This window comes from Pseudomonas sp. JQ170C (genome assembly GCF_035581345.1).
Lineage (GTDB): Bacteria > Pseudomonadota > Gammaproteobacteria > Pseudomonadales > Pseudomonadaceae > Aquipseudomonas.
This window is the reverse complement of record NZ_CP141608.1, coordinates 2244814-2266369: the sequence shown is the minus strand read 5'-3', so window position 1 is coordinate 2266369 and position 21556 is coordinate 2244814. Positions and strand designations below refer to the sequence as shown.

Below are 21556 nucleotides of genomic sequence, written 5' to 3'. Positions count from 1 at the left end.
GATCAGTCCTCGAAAGTGTGGCCCGGACCCAGCCGGGCACCGGCGGCGAACAGGTAGTCGCCAACGCGGGATTTATGAAAGCCACGGTCGCCCCAGGCCGCGTCCAGCGACCAGGCACGCTTCATGAACATCTGCAGATCGACTTCCCAGGTGTACCCCATGGCGCCGTGTACCTGGATGCCCTTGCGCGCCGCCAGCCAGCTGGCTTCACAGCAGGCCAGGCGCGCCTGCGACACCCAGCGCCCGGCACTGGCATCGCCCCGGGCCAGGCCGTGGGCGGCGCGGTAGAGCACAGGCTTGGCCTGCTCGATCTGGCGGGCGACATCGGCCAGGTGATGCTTGACCGCCTGGAAGCTGCCGATCGGCTTGCCGAACTGCTTGCGCTGGGCCACGTAGTCCACCGACAGGTCCAGCATGCGCTGGGCCAGCCCGAGCAGTTGCCCGGCCACCGACAGCGCGCCGCGGTCGAGCAACTGCGCCTGCAGGGCACGGCCCTGTTCGCCGTCGATCAGCAAGGTCGCCGGCGTGGCTTGCCAACTGACCCGGCCCAGGCGCCGCGAGGCGTCGATGCTGGGGTTGGCCTCGACATCCACTTCGGCACGCGGCACCGCATGGATGGCGTCGCCGTCGCACAGGATCAGCACTTCGGCCAACTGCGCATCACTGACCAGCGGGTTGACCGGGTGACCGATGGCCAGGCGCACGCTGCCCTCGGCAATCCGCGGCAGCAAGCCGATACGGGCCGGGTGACCGGCCGGCAGGCCCGCCAGCAGCCCGGCAGCCACATAGGCGGTGTCGGCCAGCGAATCGGGAATGGCGTAGTAACCCAGCTCCTGGGTCATCAAGGCCCAGGCCACATCGTCCATGCCCAGGCCGCCTTCGGCCTCGGGCACCGACAAGGCGGTAAGGCCCTGGGAGGCGATCTTGTTGCGCAAGTCCGGGGAGCGCCCGGCGTCGGTGTCCCAGATTTCCCGGAGCATTTCCGGCGCCGCTTCGGTCATCAGAAAACGGCTGATGGCCTCGCGGAACGTCAGCTGGTCATCGCTAAAGGTGAAGTCCATGGCCTGCTCCTACTTCGGCAAACCGAGCATCCGCTCGGCAATGATGTTGCGCTGGATTTCGTTGGTGCCGGCATAGATCGGCCCGGACTGGGCGAACAGGAAGCCCTCCAGCCAGCCACCGGCATCGCCTGCGGCCGGGGCACTGGCCAGCAGTTCGCCGCGGGCGCCGAGCAGGCGCATGGCGGTGTCGTGCATCTTCAGGTCCAGCTCCGACCAGATGATTTTGTTGATGCTCGACTCGGCCCCGATCTGCGCGCCCTGGCTCAGCCGCCCGACTGTGTGGTAGGCCGACAGGGCATAGGCTTCGGCGCCCATCCAGCAGTCCTGCACGGCGTCGCGCAGGCCCGGGTCGCGGTCGGCGCTGGCCTGGTGGGCCAGGTACAGCTCCACCAGCTTGCGTGCGGTGTACTGGAAGCGCGCTGGCGAGCGCAGCAGCAGGCCGCGCTCGAAACCGGCCGTGGCCATTGCCACGTGCCAGCCCTCGCCCTGGGCGCCGATGCGGTTGGCCACCGGCACCCGCACGTCGTCAAAGAACACTTCGGCGAAGGCGTCCTTGCCGTTCAGGGCCTTGATCGGACGGATGCTCACACCGGGGGCATCGAGCGGCACCATCAGGAACGACAGGCCATGGTGACGGCTCGAACCCGGCTCGCTGCGGAACAGGCCGAACAGCCAGTCGGCGTAGATCGCCCGCGTCGACCAGGTCTTCTGGCCATTGAGCACGTAGTGGTCGCCGTCGAGCAGCGCCTTGCTGGTGATCGCCGCCATGTCGGAGCCGGCGTTGGGCTCCGACCAGCCCTGGGCCCACATGTCGGTGCTGGCCGCCATGCGTGGCAGGAAGTGCTTTTTCTGTTGCTCGGTGCCGAACTCCATCAGGGTCGGCCCCAGCAGCAGCTGGCCGTTCTGGTTGACCCGCATCGGCGCGCCGGCGCCGTAGTATTCCTCTTCAAAAATAAGCCACTCGATCAGGCCGCAACCGCGCCCGCCGAGCTCGGCCGGCCACATCACCATCGACAGGCGGCTGTCGAACAGCCTGGCCTCCCAGGCGCGGTGCTGCTCGAAGCCTTCGCGGGTGTCGTAGCTGGCCAGCGGCGCGGCCGGAAGGTTGTGCTTGAGCCAGGCACGCACTTCGGCGCGAAAGGCGATCTGTTCAGGCGTGTAAGTAAGTTCCATGGCGTTCCCTCAGAACTTGGCGTCGCGTTTTTCGACGAAGGCCCGGCGCGTCTCGGCCGAGTCCGGGCTGTTGTAGGCCTGCAGGGTGAAGCCTTGCTCCCAGCGGTATTTGTCTTCCAGGTTGCCGTCTTCGATACCGTTGAGCGCCTCTTTGGCGATGCGGATCATCTGCGGGCTCTTGCTGGCGATGCGCCCGGCAATCTCCAGGGCGGTTTCGCGCAGTTGCTCACGGGGCACCACACGCTCGATAAAGCCGTACTGGCTGGCCTCGCGGGCACCGATGCTGTCGCCGGTGAAGAACAGGTAGCGGACCTTTTGCACCCCGAACAGGCGCTGCAGGTGCGCGCCGCCGCCCATGGCGCCGCGGTCGACTTCCGGCAGGGCAAAGCTTGCGCACTCGGCGGCCACGACGATGTCGGCCGCGCCGGTAATGCCGATACCACCGCCGAGCACATAGCCGTGTACGGCCGCAATCACCGGAACCGGGCTGCGGTGCACGGCCTTGAAGGTGGCGTAGTTGCCGGCGTTGACCGCGACGATGCGTTCGGGATGGGCGTCGAGTTCCTTGATGTCGACACCGGCGCAAAAGCCCCGGCCCTCGGCACGAATGACAATGACGCGCACCTCGGGGTTGGCCCCCAGGGCTTCGATATGGTCGGCCAGGCCCTGCCATTGCTGGCTGTCCAGGGCGTTGACCGGAGGATTGGCGATCACAAGTTCTGCGATCCCGGCGTTGAGTTCAGAGGTAAAGGCAGGATTCACAGGGTTTCTCCAGTATTCGCCAGGCGAATTGAGGGGGCAGGTTCACAGGCCGGCTCGCGCCGGGCCACGAGCGCGTTCAGGCAGCGCTCGGCTTCTTCGGCAATGCCTTCGATAACTTCGCGGCAGCTCAGCAGCTCGTCGATGGCGGCGGCCACCTGGCCGCTGGGCAAGATGCCCTCGTCGGGCAGGCCATCGACCATCGAGCGTTGCAGCAGCACCGGCTGGTTGGCGGCCATCACCACTTGCGACAACGCCGCCGGGTCTTCACGCAGGCCGCGCATGAACACCCCGAGCATGTGCCCAAGGCTCATGCCGGTGTGCTGCTTCCACTGCCAGGCGCTGCCCAGGGCAATGCGCAGGCGGCCGAACGGCCCGGCCTGCTCCAGGCGGTTGATAAAGGGGTTTTCGATCATGCGGTGACGCATGCCGTCCACGGCGGTGGTCACCCTCACCTGCTGCGGGTCATTGACCTTCAGGTAACGGGCCAGGGTCGAGGCCGGGGTCGGCGATTCGCGGGTCATCAGGAACCGCGTGCCCATGGCGATGCCACTGGCGCCGGCCGCCAGGGCCGAGGCCAGGCCGCGCCCAGTGGCAAATCCACCCGCGGCGATCACCGGGACACTGACCGCATCCAGCACCTGCGGCAGCAGGATCGAGCTGGGCACACCGCCGGTGTGCCCGCCGCCCTCGCCGCCCTGGATGGTGATCAGGTCGGCGCCCAGGGCCTGGGCCTTCTGCGCATGCTTGACGGCGCCCACCGTGGGGATGCACAGCACGTTCGCTGCCTTGAAGCGGGCAATGGTCTGCGCATCCGGGCCGCGCCCGTAGCTGACGGCACGCAGGCGGTAACGAATGGCCAGGTCCACGCACTGGGCGGCGTTGTCCTGGAACATATGGAAATTCAGGCCGAAATTGCTGCCGCCGGTGGCATCGATCACCTTGCGGATCTCGCCTTCCAGGTCCTTGCCGGCAATGGTCGCCCCGGCCAGGAAGCCGAAGCCTCCGGCGCGGCTGGTGGCGATCACCAGGTTGGCGTCGGCAACCCAGCCCATCGCCGTCTGCACGATCGGGTAGCGGCAGCCCAGGGCCTCGGTCAGCGCCGTGTTCATCCAGGTGTTCATGACGACTGCTCCTGGCGGTTGGCGTGCGCCTGGCGGTTGGCATCGGCCATGCCCTTGGCGTCGAAGCCGCCAAGCTTGTCGCCCGACAACAGTTCGTTGTGGGCATGGGCAAAGTGGTGCCAGGCGAACGCCGCGTCCATGGCCGTGCGCTTGCCTTGCAGGTCTTCGACGTGGTTGATCGCCTGCTTGGTCAGGGCCAGGCCCATGCGCGGCTGGCGGGCAATGCTGGCGGCCAAGGCGTAGGTGGCCTGTTCCAGTTCGGCGGCCGGCAGCACGCGGTTGACCATGCCCATTTCATAGGCACGGGTGGCCGTCATCCGGTCGCCCGTGAACAGGAATTCCTTGGCGATGCGCGGGTTGAGTTCATAGGGGTGGGCAAAATACTCCACCCCCGGAATGCCCATGCGTACCACCGGGTCCTGGAAAAAGGCATCGTCGCTGGCAACGATCAGGTCGCACACCCAGGCCAGCATCAGGCCGCCGGCAATGCAGGCGCCGTGGACCATGGCGATGGTCGGCTTGGGCAACTCGCGCCAGCGCCGGCACATGCCCAGGTACACCTCCTGCTCGCGGGCATACAACTGCTCGCCACCGGGCTTGTTGGTGTGGTCCCACCACAGGTGCGCGCGCTCGAACGGTTTGTTGATATCGCGCCCCGGCGTGCCGATGTCGTGGCCGGCAGAAAAATGCTTGCCGGCCCCGCGCAGCACGATGACCTTGACCTGGTCATCGTCCACCGCCTGGCGCAGCGCGGCATCCAGCGCGTAGGTCATCTGCGAGTTCTGCGCATTGTTGAAGGTCGGCCGGTTCAGCGTCAGCGTGGCGATGTGCTCGGCCACGCTATAGAGCACGGGCGCCTCGGTCTCGTAGACCGCACGGTCTTCACGTTCCACGAACTGGCTGTCGCTGCTGTGCATGTTGGCGCTCCTCGGATCAGGCGGTACGAATGCCGGGCGGGTTGCCCTTGATTGCCGCAGCGCGGTAATCGTGGGGATCGAGCCGGCGGATCACGGCCAGTTGTTCGGCCGTGGGGTGCGCGGTTTCCTGCAGCAGCGGCGACTTGAGCAGCGGGAAGCCGGTCTTGTCCTGGACCTCATCGAAACTCACGCCCGGGTGCAGGGTGCGCACCTGGGCTGCGCGGTTGGGGCCATCGAAATCCAGGGTGCAGAGGTCGGTGACCACCCGGCGGATGTCCATCAGGTCGCGGCGCGCGCCCTCAGGCCAGCGCTCGGCCTTGAAGCCGACGCCCGAGACCATGTCCACTTCACCGCTGACGAACACGCGGTTGTTGTGGTTGGGTACGAAGAACGAGTTGAGGTGGTTGATGCTGTTGCCCGGCAGGCCGCGCACGCCGAGGATCGCGCTCTTGGGCTTTTGGTAGTCGCCGATGCACGACAAGTTGGTCTGGCCCCAGCGGTCGATCTGGGTCGGGCCGATCATGGCGTGGCGACGACCGCCCCACACACACTCGAACACCCGCTCGAACGACAGATAGCCCGAATAGCGCGGCTGGTAGCCGTCCCGTGGGCCCAGCGGTATCGGTTCTTCGACCAGGAACGCCTCGCTGTCGGTCATCAACAGCTGCGGGCTATGGGTCAGTTTGGCCAGGCTCGCGCCCAGGCGCGGAATCACGCCAAGGCCCGAGGCGATCACTTCGCCGTCACCGCGCCAGGCTTCGGACGCGGCGACGATCATCAGTTCGGCGAGGGTGAACTCACACGTTGCAGACATTTTTCATCCTCCTCAGAACACGGGCAGGGGCAAGGTGCCCATGCGTGCGGCGCCGCCGTTGGCGTCTTGATAGGCCTGCTCGCCGCCTGCCACGTAGGTAGCGACGTACTGCTCCCAGCCCTGCTCTTGCTGGCTGCTGGCGACGTAGCCCTTCAGGTGCTGCAGGTCCCAGCCGTAGTCCGACGGGCACGAGGTGGGGTGGGCGCCCAGCGGCGCGTGCACCACACCGGTCACCAGGTAACGCTCGAAGGTGTTGAAGCGGGCTTGCTCGGCATCCAGCGACAGGCGCTCTTCCAGGCGCTCGCACGAGACGAAGCACTGCTGGGCGGCGCGGGCGAACAGGTGATCGAAATACGGGTCGGGCCCGGTCACCAGGCAATTGCCCAGGCGGTCGGCAACGTTGACGTGCAGGAAGGCCACGTCCAGCTCCAGCGCCGGCATGGCCAGCAACACCTCGCCATCGGCGTAGGGTGAGGCGATGGTCTTGAGCGCGGGGTTGAGCGCCGTCACATCGGTGGCCAGGCCGCAGCGGGTCGGCAGGAACGGCAGGCGCATGCCGGCGGCGCGCAGGCCCCACTGGAACATGCCTTCGTCCAGCTCCAGCAGCTCCAGCTCACCGGCTTCGCGGGCCTTGCGGTAGTAGGGTTCCAGTGGAATGGCGTCGAGGGTGACAAAGCCGAAGATCAGCTTGCGCACCTTGCCGGCGGCGCACAGCATGCCGACTTCCGGGCCGCCGTAGGCGACCACGGTGAGGTCCTTGACCGGTGAGCGCAGGATCTCGCGGACAATGGCCATGGGCTTGCGCCGCGGCCCCCAGCCACCGAAGCCGATGGTCATGCCATCGCGCAGTTGTGCGACCGCATCGGCCGCCGTCAGTTGTTTGTTCATGTGCAGGTTCCTTACTGTTGGCCGACCGAGAAGTCGTGCCCCCAGATGCTCACGCGGGTGAATTCGAACGCCGAATGCTCGGCCCAGTCGACCTGCAGGCCGCCAAAGCCGTATTCCAGGTCAAAGGCCGACGGCGTCTTCATGTAGAAGCTGGTCATGCGGTCGTTCAGGTGCTGGCCGAGGGTCGCCGACAGGCGCACGTCGTGGGCCAGCAGGCGGTCATGGGCACGGCCGACTTCGGTCATCGAGTCGACCTCGACCATCACATGCACGCAGCCCGAGGGCACCGGGTACTCGGCCAGGGCCAGGCTGTGGTGGCGGGCATTGCGGCAATGCAGAAAGTGGATGCGGATCGGTGGCGCCGACGGATCCGGGCGGAAGTTGAAGATGTCCGAAAGCTCGAAGCCCAGCACCTCCTTGGCAAAGGCCAGGGTGGCGTCGAAGTTCGGGGCCGGCAGCACGGTGTGGCCCAGGCCCATGTCACCGGTAATGAAGCGCGGCACGCCCTGGGGCGAAACGAACGGCTGGCAGTCGGAGCGATGGCCCCAGCTCAGCTCGTGGCAGTTGCCCGAGGGGTCGACCAGGCTGACCAGCGCTTGCACGCCGCGCTGCTCGATCTGCTCGGCCGTGCCGCGCTGCCACTCGATGCCCAGGCCGCTCAAGTGCGCCAGGGCGGCCTCGAACGCCTGCTCCGAGGCCAGCTCCCAGCCCGAGGCCACGTAGCGCTGTTCGCTGCCTTCGACGATCAGCATGCGAAACGGACGCTCATCCATCTTCACGTACAGCCCGCCTGCAGGCGCTGGCTGCACCTGCATGCCGAGGACGTCTTCGGCGTAGCGCTGCCACTGGCTGAGGTTCTCGCTCATGGCGACGAAATAGCTCAAACCGCGAATCTCGATCATGCCGCTGCTCCTGAATGGCAAATCCGGTACTGGCTGCCATTGTGCGAAGCGCGCTGATCGACCTCATCGTCCGTTGAGACTACGCGCCCTGGTGCTGCGGGCGGCTTGCAGACTAGTCCGTTTCAATGATTCGGCGACAAAAGCCCCGCTCCTAGACTCGGGCCTCTACCCGCCTTGACCGAGTCGACGCTTATGGAGTTCGCATTCAACGAAGAACAATTGATGATCCAGGACAGCGCCGCGCGCTTTCTGGCCCAGGTCAGCGATTCCCAGGCGGTACGTGCCGCCATGGCCCGCCCCGAGGGCTACGACCCGGCCCTATGGCAGCGCATCGGCGAAGAACTGTACTGGCCGGCCCTGATGATCCCGGAACGCTTCGGCGGCCTGGGGCTGGGGTTTGTGGAGCTGGCGATCCTGCTGGAACAGAGTGGCCGCCACTTGCTGTGTGCCCCCCTGTTTGCCACCACCTGCCTGGCCACCCCGGCCCTGTTGCTGGCCAGTAACCTTGCGGTGCAGGACCACTGGCTGGGCGCGATTGCCAGCGGCGCCACCGCCACCCTGGCGTTTGCCAGTGCGCCGGGGCTTGAGGCCGACAGCGTACAGGCCGTGGCCGCTCCGACAGCCGACGGCTACCGCCTGAACGGCCAGTACCTGCAGGTGATCGATGGTGCCCAGGCCCAGCTGCTGATCGTCGCGGCGCGCACGCCGGGCAGCCAGGGCGACACGGGCATCAGCCTGTTTGCCGTGCCGGCAGACTGCCCCGGCATCACCCGCCACACCCTGCCCACTCTCGACCAGACCCGCCGCCTGGCGCGCATCGAATTGCAGGATGTGCAGGTACCTGCGGCCACCGCGCTCACCGAGGTCGGCCAAGGCTGGCCGTTGCTGCGCGATGTCCTGCTGCTGGGCGCCATCGGCCTTGCCGCCGAACAGACCGGCGGCGCGCAACAGACTCTCGACCTGACCCTGGCTTATATCAGCGAGCGTCATCAGTTCGGCCGCGCCATCGCCAGTTTCCAGGCGATCAAGCACCGCTGCGCCGACCTCATGCTGCAACTGGAATGCGCCCGCTCGGCCGCCTGGTACGCCGCCTGCGTGGCCCAGGAGCGTCTTGATCCTGCAGGCGACGCGCGGGTGGCGAGCGAGTTGCTGGAAGCGGCGGCCACCGCGCAGATCCATGCCAGCGAAGCGTTCTTCACCTGCGCCGCCGAGTCGATCCAGTTGCACGGCGGCGTGGGCTTTACCTGGGAATACGACCCCCACCTGTATTTCAAACGCGCCCGCGCCAGCGAACAGCTGCTGGGCAGCCCTGCCCTGCACCGCGAACGCCTGGCGACGCAGCTTTTTGGAGAGACCTCATGAAAATAGGATTCAACGCCGACGACGAAGCCTTCCGCGCCCAGGTCGCCCAGTGGCTCGGCGAGCACCTGCAGGGTGAGTTTGCGGCCCTGCGCTTTCGCGGCGGCCCCGGCGACGAGCACAGCTTTCCAGAAGAGCGCAAAGCCTGGGAACGCGAACTGGCCGCAGGCGGCTGGGTCGGCGTGGGCTGGGCTGAAGCAGACGGCGGCCGTGGCCTGAGCCTTAGCCGCCAGGTGATCTTTCATGAGGAGTACGCCCGTGCTGGCGGGCCGGGTCGCATGGGGCACATTGGCGAAGGCCTGGTCGGCCCGACCCTGGCCGCCTTTGGCAGCCCGGCGCAAAAACAGCGCTTCCTGCCGGGCATCCTCGACGGCACCCAGTTCTGGTGCCAGGGCTACTCGGAGCCCGGCGCGGGGTCCGACCTTGCCAACGTCCAGACCCGCGCCCGCCTGGACGACAGCGGCGAGCACTGGCTGATCAGCGGGCAAAAGGTCTGGACATCCCTGGCCCATGAGTCCGACTGGTGCTTTGTACTGGCCCGCACCGAGCCGGGCAGCCGTGGTCATCATGGCCTGTCGTTCCTGCTGGTGCCGATGGCCCAGGCGCAGATTCGCGTGCAACCGATCGAGCAGTTGACCGGCAGCAGCGAGTTCAACGAAGTGTTCTTCGACCAGGCCCGCACCTCGGTCGACAACATGATCGGCCAGCCTGGCGAAGGCTGGAAAATCGCCATGGCCCTGCTGGGCTTTGAGCGCGGCGCCTCGACCCTGGGGCAACAGATGCAGTTTCACAACGAGCTGGCGGAGGTGATCGCCGTGGCCAAGCGCAATGGCGCGGCGCGCGACCCGCTCATGCGCCAGCGCATCGCCCAGGCCTGGGCGGGGTTGAAAGTGCTGCGCTACAACTCCCTGCGCATGCTCTCCGGTGCCCAGGATGGCAGCCTGCGGCGTGAAGCGATGATCTACAAACTGGCGTGGTCCACCTGGCATGCCGCATTGGGCAAGCTGGCGATGGATGTGCTGGGGGATGAAGCGGAAGTGCTCGAAGCGGCGCCGTATCAACTGAGCCGGTTACAGGCGCTGTTTCTGTTCAGCCGGGCTGACACGGTGTATGGCGGCAGTAACGAGATCCAGCGCAACATCATTGCCGAGCGGGCGCTGGGCATGCCGCGCGAGGTGCGGGCCTGACAGAAAGTCATCGCGGGGCAAGCCCGCTCCTACCTCGGTAGGAGCGGGCTTGCCCCGCGATGGCCGGTTCAGCGCACGCGAATCCTCGGCTCACCCGCACCCCGGCGCAGGGTCAGCAGGAATTCCTCGAGCGGCGCAGGCTCGGCAATCTGCGGCAAGGCGTCCTTGTCCGGCCGCTGCGCCCAGAAGGCATCCCACGACGGGAACAGTTCATGAAAGCTGCCGGCGTACGGCTCACGCCCCGGCCAGCGCATTTTCATGCCGCCGATCGGCGGTTTGTTCAGGTCGGTGGCGTACCAGTAGCACGGCAGGCGCCGGCGGAAGCACCAGCGCCCGTCTACCCGCTCATAGTCGTCCCAGTACAGCATCTGCATGATCACCCATTCCGCACCGGTCTCATGCTCGTTCTTGGAATAGACCACGCCCGTGGCATGGTCGGCATCGCTGAACTCGATGATGTGCTGGCCCAGGTGATGGGAGGTGCCGTGGAACTGGCGGCGCATGGTGTCGTCCAGCCAGGCCTTGAAGTGCGCGCGGCCGTGCTTGTCGCGGCCGACTTTGACGTCCGGCACAAAGCAATTGGCCATGGCATCCATGTCGCGCATGTCCAGGGCCAGGGCGTACTTGCCGGCCAGCTGGCGAATCGCATCCAGCGACTCCAGGCGGTCGATGCGCGCGTGCAGCGCGTCCATGTCCATCACTCCAGCACCGTGTACAGGTCCGCGCTGCGCCCGCCATCCACCGCCAGGCTGGCGCCCGTTACATAGGAGGCTTCGTCGCTGGCCAGGAACAGGATCGCGTTGGCCAGTTCCACCGGCAGGCCGACCCGCTGCATCGGGATGACCTTTTCAGTGTTGCGACGGGTTTTCGCGTCGCTGAGCATGCCCGCGGTGGCCGGGGTGTCGACCACGCCCGGGATGACCACGTTGCAGCGAATGTTGTGCGCTGCGCCTTCGCTGGCCACTGCCCGGCTGAAGTTGATCACCGCGGCCTTGGCCGCCGAGTAGCCGGCCATCCAGGCGGTGCCGAACAGGCCGCAGATCGAGGCGATGTTGACGATGGCGCCGCCGCCCTGGTCTTTCATCAGGCGCATGGCGGTGCGGGTGCCGAAGAAGGTGCCATCGACGGTGGTGCTGAAGTTGGCGTGCCAGTCGGCGGTCGACAGCGTATCGACGCCGCCCCAGGTGTAGGCCATGGCGTTGTTGACCAGGATGTCCAGGCGCCCGTGACGCCGGGCGGCGTCTTCCAGGGCGCCGACATAGGCCTGCTCGTTGCTCACATCGGCCACGGCGATGTCGCCCTGCCCGCCTGCGGCCTGGATCAGTTCCAGCACCTGCTGCAAAGGCTGCTCGCGTCGCCCGCAGAGCACCACCATGGCGCCTTCCTCGGCAAAGCGCAGCGCGGTGGCCTGGCCAATGCCGGAGCCGGCCCCGGTGATAAAGGCAATCTTGCCTGCTAATCGTTTGCTCATCGAATTCCCCTCAGATAAAGGCCATGCCGCCGTTGACCGCGATGTTCTGGCCGGTGATGAAGCTGGCGTCGTCGCCGGCCAGGAACACCGCGACCCCGGCGATTTCGTCGGTCTCGCACAAGCGGCCCAGGGGCACGTTCTTGAGCATCGCCTGCATGTGTTCGTCGGCAACGCCGGCCATCATCGGGGTGTTGGTCGGGCCCGGTACCAGGCTGTTGACGCGGATGCCGCTGGGGGCCAGTTCGCGGGCGATCGAACGGGTCAAGCCCATGACCCCGGCCTTGGAGGCGCAGTAGTGGCTTGGACCTTCACCGGTCAGCGCGGCGGTGCTGGAGAGGTTGATGATGACTCCCTTGCGTGCGCCCTTGACCATCAGCTTCGCGCCCTCGCGACAGCACAGGAAAGTGCCGCCCAGGTTCACCCCGATCACCCGCGCCCAGTTTTCGTCCGGGGTGTCGAGAAAGCTGTCGAAGGCGCCGACACCGGCGTTGTTGACCAGAATGTCGAGCCCGCCGAAACGCGCCTCGACCTGCCCCATGGCATCGGCCACGGAGGCGGCGTCGGCGACGTTGCAGGCCAGCGCCAGGACCCGATCATTCAGGTCGGCCAGATCGGCGAGGCTGTTGGCCAGGGCCTCCTGGTTGAGGTCCACCGCCACCACCTTGGCGCCCTCGGCCACGAAGCGGCGCACCATGGCCTGCCCCATTCCCTGCCCTGCGCCTGTGACAAAGGCGACTTTGTTCAGCAACTTCATAGCGTTCTCCTGCCGTGCAGTGCGTAGAAGCCCACTGACAACACAGCAGGCCGGTCACCTGCATGATTGGGCCGAGGCCCTGAACAGGCATCGTCCGATAGGACTACCGACGGCCACCAGGGTGTGGTCTGAATGGACGATGCCGCCGGGGTGGCGGCGATGGAGGATCGACCCTGCGCGAACCAGGCCCGGCACCTTCGCCCCTTCAGGCCCAACGCGGCCTGCGCACGCGCTCCCCTATCGTCGACACTGGAGACTCGCCATGACCTCAACCCCCGACCTGCCGCTACCCACCGGCCACTACTTCACCACACCCAGCGGCCTGCGCCTGCACTACCTGGATGAAGGCAGCGGCCCGGTGGTGGTCTGGCTGCATGGCAGCGGCCCGGGCGCCAGTGGCTTCAGCAACTTCAAGGGCAACTACCCGCAGTTTGTCGAGGCCGGCTACCGCAACATCGTCCTCGACCTGCCGGGCTTCGGGCGCTCGGACAAGCCCGAGGATGTGCAGTACCACCTGGATTTTTTCATCGACAACGTCGCCGCGCTGCTCGATGGCCTGGACATCGAGCGCTGCACGCTGCTGGGCAATTCCCTGGGCGGCGCCATCGCCCTGGGCCTGGCGCTGCGCCTGCCTTCGCGAGTGGAGCGTCTGATCCTGCTGGCGCCCGGTGGCGTCGAAGAGCGCGAGGCCTACTTCAAGATGGAAGGCATCGTGCGCATGGTGACACTGTTCAATGCCGGGCCCATCGGACTTGATGAAATGCGCAGCATGATGCGCCTGCAGTTGTTCGATGACTCGATCCTGCCTGAGAGCCTGTTGCTGGAGCGGGTGGCGGTGGCGGTGACACAGCCCAAGAACCTGTTCAGCACCATGCAGGTGCCGAACATGGAATCGCGTCTGGGCGAGGTGCAGTGCCCGATCCTTGGATTCTGGGGCAGCAACGACAACTTCAACCCGGTCAGCGGTGCACAGCGGATCATCGATGGCGCGCCCACTGCGCGGTTTATCGTGCTGAACCGGTGTGGGCACTGGGTGCAGGTGGAGCATCGGGAGTTGTTCAACCGTAGTTGCGTGGAGTTCCTGCAGCACGGTTGAAGGTGATTCGCTCCCACCGGCCGGCCCGGTAGGAGCGGGCTTGCCCCGCGATCAATGGTTCAGGCAACACCCGTTCTGTTGGCTGTACCGGCCTCTCGCGGGGCAAGCCCGCTCCTACCCAGTACCAAGCCTGGCCTGCACGCTGTAGCCGCTGCCGAGAAACGAGGCTGCGATCGACTGCACAGCAGTCGCAACCCGGTCGGCAGATTGACCTAGGCATTGCCAGGCCCAAAGGTGTGTCGCCCCCGCCGGCTGACCCGGTAGGAGCGGGCTTGCCCCGCGATCAATCGTTCAGGCAACACCCGTTCTGTTGGCTGTACCGGCCTCTCGCGGGGCAAGCCCACCACCCTAAGGTGGCGACTGGCACAGAACCACGACTGCTGCGCAGCCGATCGCAGCCTGGCGGCAGCGGCTACGGCGGGTGTTCTGGCAGGTTCAACCTGGCCCGGTAGGAGCGGGCTTGCCCCGCGATCAATCGTTCAGGCAACACCCGTTCTGTTGGCTGTACCGGCCTCTCGCGGGGCAAGCCCGCACACAGCGATCAGTCCGGGAAACGATCTACGCCCGCTGCGCGGCCGATCGCAGCCTCGTACCTCGGCAGCGGCTACACCGCCCGTAGCCGCTGCCGACAGGCTGCGATCGACTGTGTAGCAGTCGCCAATGCGATGATGAATGGCATGGTGAAGACAGTTGCTCCCACCCGCAGGCTGTCGCCACCCAACCACCCCGGTCAGGACGCCGCTGGCAGGCGGTTGAGTTCGGCATTGCCGGGCTTGCCCAGTACGCACGATGTCCCGCCCGGGGTGTACATCATGGCCACGCAGCGGTTGCAGGCGGTGCAGATGGAGTCGGTGCTGGCGCCAGTGGCCAGTTTTTCGACGTAGTCCGATTCAGCCAGCAACACCCGCCCCATGGCCACCAGGTCAAAACCCTCGGCCATGACCTGCTCGATGCTTTCAAGGCTCTTCGCACCGCCCAGGTAGGCCAGCGGCATTTTCACCGCCGCCCGCACCTTGCGGGCATGTTCAAGCAGGTACAGTTCGTGGAACTCCACCACCGGGTCGCGCAGGCGCTGGATCTTCATGGCCAGGACGATGATCGGGTTCTTCTGCTGCACGCGGTTTTCCTTGGGGAACGAGGAACCGAACATGGTGGTGATCGACTCAACGTTCATACCCGCACTGAGCACCAGCAGGTGCGCACCCTCCTGCTCCAGCATGCGCGCGATGCGAGCGCCATCCTCGGCGCTGTTGCCAGCACGCGCACCCTCGGTAACGCTGTATTTGCAGATCACCGCCATGTCGCGCCCCACTGCATCGAGCACTGCGCGCAGCACCCGACGCGGAAAGCGCAGGCGGTTCTCCAGCGTGCCGCCGTACTGGTCACGGCGCTTGTTGTACATCGGCGAGATGAACTGGCTGAGCAGGTAGCCATGGCCCATGTGGATCTCCACCGCATCGAAGCCGGCCTCGCGGGCAAGCCGCGCGCCCTGGGCGAAGTCCTCGACCACCTGGCGCATGTCGGTCTCGGTCATGGCCTGCTTGAAGAACATGCCGCTCATCATGCCTATCTTGTTGAAGCCGCCACTGGCCGACAGCGGGTAGCGAGTGGCGCGTTCGCGCAGGAAGGTAAAGCAGCCACCGTGGGTGATCTGTGCGCTGGCCAGCCCGCCCTCGCCGTGCACCGCATCGGTCAGGGCCTTGAAGTGCGGCAGGCTTTCACGGGTCAGGGTCAGTTGGTTGGGCAAGGTGCGCCCATCCTTGCTGACCGCGCAGTAGGCCACGGTGGTCAGCGCCACCGCACCCCGGGCAAGCCCGGCGTGCAGCTTGACCAACTGCTTGGAAGGCAGGCCCTGGGTACTCATGCCTTCGTTGGTGGCCGCCTTGATAAAGCGGTTTTTCAGGGTCAGCGGGCCGATCTGGATCGGGCTGAAGGGAGACGTGTGCATGGCAGGGCCCTTTTGATCAGAAAGTGTATTTGGCGTTGAACGACAGGTAATCGCGGTCGGCCAGCATGCGGCCCTGGGCGACGTCCGGTGAGCTGAGGTAGGCAACGTAGGTCAGGCCGACCTGGAAGTTGCCCAGGTATTTGAAGTCGCCGCCCACGGTCAGGCGTTTTTCGTCACGGCCCAGGCCCTGGTAGGCGCTGCCGTCGACGTTCTGGGTCCACACCACGCGGGTGGTCAGGTCCAGGCCGTCGGCGATGCCCAGGTAGTCCATGTAGGTGCCGATCCCGAGCAGGGTCTGGCCACGGGTCTGGGTCTCGGACTCGAAGTTGTCGAAGCTGCCATCCACGCCCGGCCCGCCACCGGTGATGTGCAGGGTGTCGACGCCGTCGATGTGCTGGTGCACCACTTCGGCCATGACCGTGGTCTGCTGGGCCAGAAAGCTGGGGCCGATGATGTAGCTGCCGTTGAGGTTGCCCTGCCAGATCTGGCCACGGGCCGGGGCGCCGTTGTCCAGGTACACGGCGGCGCCGTCGCGGTAGCTCAGGTCACCGGCGAACTGCACCGAGTCGCCCACTTTGGAGCTGAAGCTCACGCCGGTCAGTTCGACATCGTCGAAGTAGCCCAGGCGATACACCGGGCCACTGCCGGCGGCGGCGTAGTTGCCGATGCTGTGCAGCGAGGAGTACTGGGTCTGGCCGCTGAAGTCGAAGAACAGGGCGCCGACCCGCTCGTGGTAGCGGTAGTGGAACAGCCCGACCTCGGTGTTCTCGGTCAGCCGGTAACGCACGCCCAGGCCCCATTGGCCGCTGTCGCGGGGCTCGACATCGCCGGCATAGGTCACGGCGGTGAAGGTGTTGTCCGGCAGGCTGTCGATCACCCCGGCACCGAGCCGATAGAACTCGGCGCCAGGGCCGAAGGTGTCACTGCCGAAATAGTCGCCCACCGGGTTGAGCTGGGTCTTCTCCCACTCGTACTGGTAGAAGCCGACCAGGGCCAGGTCTTCGTTGAGCGCCCAGGAGGCCGATATCTGCCCGACCGGCAGGTAGGAGTCCTTGGCTTCGGTGCCGGGGACGTTGAACTTGGTCGCGTCGACCGGCGCCTGGCCCTGGCTGATGTTGGCCCAGAACAGGCTCTCGCCCCAGGCCACCAGGTGGCGGCCGGCCTTGACCGACAAGTACTGGCTCTGGGCAACGTCGAAGTTGCCGTACACATAGGCATCGAGCAAGCGCGCCTTGCTGCCGCTCAGGCGCCGGGTGTCCTCGGTGAAGCCGTCGGCGCGGCCGATCTTGTTCACCGTGCCGGGCGAGTCGTTGTCGTTGCGGTTGTGATAGACGTCATCGTAGAAATGGCTGCCGCGCAGCACCGCACCGAGGTTGTTGTGCTTGAGCAGCAATTCGCCGAACAGGCTGACGCGGTTGGTGATCAGTGCGCCGCGATCGAAGTTGCGCGTGCCGTCGTCATTGTTGATGTCATTGAGGTATTGGTGGGCGGGCTTGGCGGTCCGCATCGAGGCGGTGTAGTTGACCGTCAGCGATGAGTCGAGGGTGGTGTCCTCGCCCAGCTCGATCCGGGGACCGGCGTTGGCGTGGGCACAGGCCACGGTCAGTGTCAGCAACAGCCCGCCGTGAGTCGCGTTGAACCTAGACATGCAGCATTCCTTTTCTTGTTGTTGTGGTTGACGTGCGCAGAGTGAAACGCGGCGGCGGCGCGAACATCATCCATATGGCCTAGGCCATCGGCGTAGGAGCGGCCGTGCCCCGCGATCGCGCCCCCCAATCACACCGCTTCGCGGGGCGAGCCCGCCCCTGCCACCAGCGCCCGCAACGTGTTCTTGGCGACCTTGGCCGACGGGTTCAGCGGCAACGCGTCCATGAACCGCACCTGGCGCGGCACTTTGTAATTGGCCATGCGCTCACGGCTCCAGGCGATCAGTTCCTGGGCCTGCAATTGCTCCCCCTCACGCAGCACCACACAGGCACACCCCACCTCGCCCATGCGTTCGTCAGCCACCCCCACCACCGCCACCTGGGCAATGGCCGGGTGGGCAATCAGCGCCGCTTCGATCTCGGCCGGGTAGCAGTTGAAGCCGCCGACAATGAACAGGTCCTTGAGCCGGTCAGTGATGATCAGGTTGCCCGCCGCATCCAGGCGCCCGACATCGCCGGTGTGCAGCCAAGCGTCCTGATCGATGGTTTCGGCCGTGGCCTCGGGGTTCTGGAAGTACCCCTGCATCACATGAAAGCCACGCAGGCAGATTTCCCCGGTCTCGCCGGTGGCCAGTGCCTGGTTGTCCGGATCGCGAATGCTCACCTCGGTGCCGGCCAGCGGCCGGCCGCTGGTGCCGGCGATCACTTCTGCCGAATCCTGCGGGTCGCACAAGGTGGCCAGGCCGCCGCACTCGGTCAGGCCATAGGCGGTGGTCACGCAACTGAAGCCCAGCTCGTTGCGCATCCGTTCGATCAGGCTGGGGGGAATACTTGCCGAGCCGGTCACCGCGATGCGCAGGCTGGACAGGTCGGTCTGCTGCAGACGCGGGTGGGCCAGCAGCGACAGGTACAAGGTCGGCGCCCCCGGCAGCACGCTGATGCGCTCATCGGCGATGCGCTGGAACACGGCCTCGGCATCGAACACGGCATGGGGCAGGATGGTCGCCCCGGCAATCAGGCAGGTCAGCCAGCCGGCCTTGTAGCCAAAGGCATGGAAGAACGGGTTGACGATCAGGTAGCGATCGCCCGGCACCAGGCCGATCACCCGCACGTATTCACTGAAGGCGCGCAGGCACTGCCCATGGCCGCTCATCACGCCCTTGGGCTTGCCGGTGGTGCCTGAGGTAAACAGCAGATCGCAGACCGCCTCCGGCTGCACCGCCAGGGCCCGGCGCTCGGCCTTGAGCACCTCGACGGTCGCGGCCCCGGCGACAAACTGCTCGTAGCTGAGGTCACAGGCCGCGCGGGGCGAGTCGCTGGCGAACACCACCAGGTGCTCGAGGGTGTCGGGGCGATGGGCCTCAAGCATCGAGGGGTAATCCACCTCGAGAAAACGCTGCTGCACGAACAGCACCCGACAACCGCTGCGCGCCAGGACGTCGGCCGCCTCGGTGCCTTTCATGCGGGTGTTGATCGGCACCAGCACGGCGCCTGCACACTGAATGCCCAGGGCGGCGATGATCCAGTCGCGGCCATTGGGCGCCCACACCGCCACCCGGTCGCCGGGCTGGATACCCAGGGCCATGAGGCCACGGGTGACGGTCAGGGCCAGGGCCGGCAGCTCGGCGTAATCGGTGCACACGCCCTCGTCTTCAATGGCCGTGCGCCCGGCAAAACGCCGGGCGCTGTCGAACAGCAGCCGGGCGATGGTGGTGGGTGCATCGACCCGCGGTGAAGTCATTTCGTTCATCGGCATCACTCAGGAAAACGGATTCGCAGGTTCGCGCTGGTCGGCACGGCCTGGCAGGCCAGGATCCAGCCCTCGGCCAGTTCGTCGGCGTCCAGCGCATCGTTGATCAACAGCTCGATATCGCCGCTTTCCAGGGTGCACATGCACGAGGCACAGCCCCCGACGCGGCAGGCGCTTGGCGGTTTCAGGCCAGCCCGCTCCATTGCCGCCAGCAGGGTCTCGCCGCTGTCACAGGCCAGGGTGTGATCCTCGCCATCCAGGCGCACCGCCAGTTGCGCGGCTACCGCCGCCTCGCTGGCGACCACATGGGCCACCTCGCTTTCGCCAGGCAAGGAGACAAAGCGCTCGACATGCACCCGCTCACTGGGCACGCCCAGGCTTTTCAGCGCACTGACGGCGGTGTCCATGAACGGCCCGGGGCCGCAGATAAAGGCCTGGGCATCCAGGAACGGTTGCGCCAGTGCCGCCAGTTGCGCAGCCAGCGGAATGCCCTGCACCGAGTCCAGCCAGTGAACGATCTGCAAGCGTTCCGGGTGGGCATTGGCGAGAAAGCGCAACTCGTCGCGAAAGATCACCGAGCTTTCGTCACGGTTGGCGTAGATCAGCAGAATGCGTCCCTGCCCGGCCAGCAATGCCGAGCGCAGGATCGACAGCACCGGCGTCACCCCGCTGCCGCCGCCGAACAACAGCAGGTCGCCGTCCAGGTTGCGCGGCACGAACACCCCGGCCGGTGGCAGCACCTGCACGGTCTGGCCTTCCTGCAGATCGGTGCACAACCAGTTCGAGGCACGCCCGTCGCGCACACGCTTGACCGTGACCCGCAGCGGCTCGTCCAGCAGCGGCGTGCTCGACAGCGAATAACAACGCGGCAGCCAGTCGTCGCCGTAAGGGATGCGCAAGGTCAGAAACTGCCCGGGCTGGTAGCGAAAGCGCTCGGCCAGGTGCTCGGGCACATCGAAGATCAGTGAACGGGCATCGGCCGTTTCCTCGACCACCCGCGCCACGCGCAAGGCAACAAAGTCATTCATGGCTCAACTCTCAAAGTCCCCTGCCCGGCACGCGGGCAGGTGGACGGGCGATGGCTTCAGACGTAAGGGTCCGGGTTGGGCAGGCCCAGCTGCACCGCGCCGAGCGTGCGGCCATACGCCTGATAGTTGTTGGCGATGTGCCCGCGGGCCTGGTGCAGGTCGCGGAACAGGCGCGCCACCGGGTTGCTGTTGTACAGCCCCGAAGCCGCCATGCAGCGCAGCAGCTCGTTGACCTTTTCGGCGCACAGGTTGGTGACATAGGCCGACTGGTAGCGGTACAGCAGGCGGGTTTCCACATCCGGGTACTCACCGGCGCGGGCCAGTTGCATCAGGTGCTCGTAGTTGCGTTCCAGCACCAGCTTGAGGCTGTCGACGGTGAGCGTGGCCTCGGCCACGGCAGTTTGCGCCGCCGGGTCGTCTGCCGTGCGCGCGCCGTGCTTGCCGATGTGCTGCGCAGCGTTGGCACGGAACAGGTCGATGGCCCCCTGCAGCGCGCCGATGGCCGAAGTGGACACCGCACGGGAGAACACCTGGGCGAACGGAATGGCGTAGATCGGGTTGGTGTTGACCAGTCGGCCCGGGGTGGCGTCCAGGGTGCAGTTGTTGGTGCGCTGCACCCGGTGCGCCGGCACAAAGGCGTCTTCGACGACGATGTCGTGGCTGCCGGTGCCGCGCAGGCCGAGCACGTCCCAGTTGCGCTGGATCTGGTAGTCGGCGCGCGGCAGCAGGAAGGTGCCGTGCTCGGCGGCCAGCTCACCGTCAGGCGGCAGAATGCCACCCAGCAGCACCCATTGGCAGTGCTCACTGCCGCTCGAAAAACCCCAGCGGCCGCTGATACGGTAGCCGCCTTCGACCACGGTCACCTTGGCGGTGGGCATATAGGTAGACGACACCAGGGTGTCGTGATCGTCGCTCCACACTTCGCGCTGGGTCTCGACCGGGTAGCGGGCCAACTGCCAGGGGTGAACACCCATCACGCCGTAGACCCAGGCGGTGGACATGCAGCCTTCGGCGAGGGTCATCTGAATCTCGAAGAAGGTGCGCGGGTCGACCTCATAGCCGCCGAATGCCCGCGGCTGCAGGGCGCGCAACAGACCGGCCGACTTCAGCTCGGCAATGTTTTCATCCGCGACCCTGAGGTCGCGATCCCCTTGCGCCGAGCGCTCGCGCAGCGCCGGCACCAGGCGCCGCGCCCGTTCCAGCAGTTCGATTTCGTCCTGGGTCTTTTCTCGCATGCTGTGCATCCTTCTTGTTCTCCCAATCTCGTAGCGCCAATGCGCGAGCCGTGATTGATGATCGGATTGCACAGCGGTGACTTCATCGTCAAAGCGGACTAGAGCCTGCACCACCTGGGCGACGACTGGAACACAGTAGGAGCGGGCTTGCCCCGCGATAGCGTTTTCCCTGACACACCGCTATCGCGGGGCAAGCCCGCTCCTACCGGGTAAGGCGCAGGCCAGCACGCGCTTTGGTCCGCGGGCTTGAGCCCGTGACTGAAAGGCGACTGCTGCGCAGTCGATCGCAGCCTCGTGCCTCGGCAGCGGCTACAAGTGCAGACCCGGCCCCGTAGCCGCTGGCGTCAGCCTGCGATCGGCCGCGCAGCGGTCGTGCTTTCATCTCTCCCAATACCGGGGCCAGCCTTAGTCCATTGAGACGATGCCCCCTCACCAACCCCGGGG

19 protein-coding genes are annotated in these 21556 nt (G+C 66.4%); 3 read left to right on the top strand and 16 right to left on the bottom strand.

Features of this window, described 5'->3' with window-relative positions:
• Nucleotides 1–2: 2 nt before the first annotated feature.
• From U9R80_RS10660 to U9R80_RS10625, 8 genes are read right to left on the bottom strand one after another with little or no spacing between them, the layout of a single operon-like run.
• Nucleotides 3–1061: an acyl-CoA dehydrogenase family protein gene (locus U9R80_RS10660; RefSeq protein WP_301839689.1), complete on the bottom strand. Its 1059-nt coding sequence runs from the start codon at nt 1059–1061 to the stop codon at nt 3–5.
• A gap of 9 nt (nt 1062–1070) precedes the next feature.
• The gene (locus tag U9R80_RS10655; RefSeq protein WP_301839690.1) at nt 1071–2234 is read right to left on the bottom strand and encodes an acyl-CoA dehydrogenase family protein; all 1164 of its coding nucleotides are present in this window, start codon (nt 2232–2234) and stop codon (nt 1071–1073) included.
• Between the two features lie 9 nt (nt 2235–2243).
• A complete protein-coding gene (locus U9R80_RS10650; protein WP_301839691.1) occupies nt 2244–2996 on the bottom strand; it encodes an enoyl-CoA hydratase family protein in 753 nt (250 codons plus the stop codon).
• The gene (locus U9R80_RS10645; protein WP_301839693.1) at nt 2993–4117 is read right to left on the bottom strand and encodes an NAD(P)H-dependent flavin oxidoreductase; all 1125 of its coding nucleotides are present in this window, start codon (nt 4115–4117) and stop codon (nt 2993–2995) included. Before U9R80_RS10645 ends, U9R80_RS10650 begins: the two co-directional genes overlap by 4 nt.
• Complete coding sequence (locus U9R80_RS10640) at nt 4114–5034, bottom strand: enoyl-CoA hydratase (protein WP_301839694.1); 921 nt, start codon at nt 5032–5034, stop codon at nt 4114–4116. The genes U9R80_RS10645 and U9R80_RS10640 overlap by 4 nt, the downstream gene beginning before the upstream one ends.
• Before the next feature lie 16 nt (nt 5035–5050).
• On the bottom strand, nt 5051–5848 hold the full coding sequence (locus U9R80_RS10635) for a CoA-transferase subunit beta (protein ID WP_301839695.1): 798 nt from the start codon (nt 5846–5848) through the stop codon (nt 5051–5053).
• Between the two features lie 12 nt (nt 5849–5860).
• Nucleotides 5861–6736 carry a CoA transferase subunit A gene (locus U9R80_RS10630; RefSeq protein ID WP_301839696.1) on the bottom strand — a complete coding sequence of 292 codons (876 nt, stop codon included), beginning with the start codon at nt 6734–6736 and terminating at the stop codon, nt 5861–5863.
• Between the two features lie 11 nt (nt 6737–6747).
• Complete coding sequence (locus tag U9R80_RS10625; protein ID WP_301839697.1) at nt 6748–7638, bottom strand: VOC family protein; 891 nt, start codon at nt 7636–7638, stop codon at nt 6748–6750.
• 192 nt (nt 7639–7830) lie between these two features.
• Here U9R80_RS10625 and U9R80_RS10620 point away from each other — a divergent pair, with 192 nt between their 5' ends.
• Nucleotides 7831–9000, top strand: coding sequence for an acyl-CoA dehydrogenase family protein (locus U9R80_RS10620; RefSeq protein WP_301839700.1), 1170 nt, complete (start codon nt 7831–7833; stop codon nt 8998–9000).
• A complete protein-coding gene (locus U9R80_RS10615) occupies nt 8997–10184 on the top strand; it encodes an acyl-CoA dehydrogenase family protein (RefSeq protein WP_301839701.1) in 1188 nt (395 codons plus the stop codon). Before U9R80_RS10620 ends, U9R80_RS10615 begins: the two co-directional genes overlap by 4 nt.
• A gap of 68 nt (nt 10185–10252) precedes the next feature.
• On the opposite strand, the gene U9R80_RS10610 is transcribed toward U9R80_RS10615, so the two are convergent.
• The 3 genes from U9R80_RS10610 to U9R80_RS10600 are packed head-to-tail and all read right to left on the bottom strand — an operon-like array spanning nt 10253 to nt 12409.
• Nucleotides 10253–10882 carry a nuclear transport factor 2 family protein gene (locus U9R80_RS10610; RefSeq protein WP_301839702.1) on the bottom strand — a complete coding sequence of 210 codons (630 nt, stop codon included), beginning with the start codon at nt 10880–10882 and terminating at the stop codon, nt 10253–10255.
• Nucleotides 10882–11655 carry an SDR family NAD(P)-dependent oxidoreductase gene (locus U9R80_RS10605; protein ID WP_301839703.1) on the bottom strand — a complete coding sequence of 258 codons (774 nt, stop codon included), beginning with the start codon at nt 11653–11655 and terminating at the stop codon, nt 10882–10884. The genes U9R80_RS10610 and U9R80_RS10605 overlap by 1 nt, the downstream gene beginning before the upstream one ends.
• A 10-nt stretch (nt 11656–11665) precedes the next feature.
• Nucleotides 11666–12409: an SDR family NAD(P)-dependent oxidoreductase gene (locus U9R80_RS10600; RefSeq protein ID WP_301839705.1), complete on the bottom strand. Its 744-nt coding sequence runs from the start codon at nt 12407–12409 to the stop codon at nt 11666–11668.
• A gap of 262 nt (nt 12410–12671) precedes the next feature.
• Here U9R80_RS10600 and U9R80_RS10595 point away from each other — a divergent pair, with 262 nt between their 5' ends.
• Nucleotides 12672–13505, top strand: coding sequence for an alpha/beta fold hydrolase (locus tag U9R80_RS10595; RefSeq protein ID WP_301839706.1), 834 nt, complete (start codon nt 12672–12674; stop codon nt 13503–13505).
• A gap of 730 nt (nt 13506–14235) precedes the next feature.
• Here the strand turns inward: U9R80_RS10595 and U9R80_RS10590 are convergent.
• The 5 genes from U9R80_RS10590 to U9R80_RS10570 form a co-directional block, all read right to left on the bottom strand.
• Nucleotides 14236–15453 (bottom strand): NADH:flavin oxidoreductase, encoded by a 1218-nt coding sequence (locus U9R80_RS10590; protein ID WP_301839709.1) that lies wholly within the window; start codon nt 15451–15453, stop codon nt 14236–14238.
• A 16-nt stretch (nt 15454–15469) separates the two neighbouring features.
• Nucleotides 15470–17101 (bottom strand): DUF1302 domain-containing protein, encoded by a 1632-nt coding sequence (locus U9R80_RS10585; RefSeq protein ID WP_301839712.1) that lies wholly within the window; start codon nt 17099–17101, stop codon nt 15470–15472.
• 128 nt (nt 17102–17229) lie between these two features.
• Nucleotides 17230–18849: a FadD3 family acyl-CoA ligase gene (locus U9R80_RS10580; protein ID WP_301839713.1), complete on the bottom strand. Its 1620-nt coding sequence runs from the start codon at nt 18847–18849 to the stop codon at nt 17230–17232.
• 5 nt (nt 18850–18854) lie between these two features.
• On the bottom strand, nt 18855–19877 hold the full coding sequence (locus U9R80_RS10575; protein WP_301839714.1) for a ferredoxin--NADP reductase: 1023 nt from the start codon (nt 19875–19877) through the stop codon (nt 18855–18857).
• Between the two features lie 56 nt (nt 19878–19933).
• Nucleotides 19934–21121: an acyl-CoA dehydrogenase family protein gene (locus U9R80_RS10570; protein ID WP_301839715.1), complete on the bottom strand. Its 1188-nt coding sequence runs from the start codon at nt 21119–21121 to the stop codon at nt 19934–19936.
• Nucleotides 21122–21556: the final 435 nt, after the last annotated feature.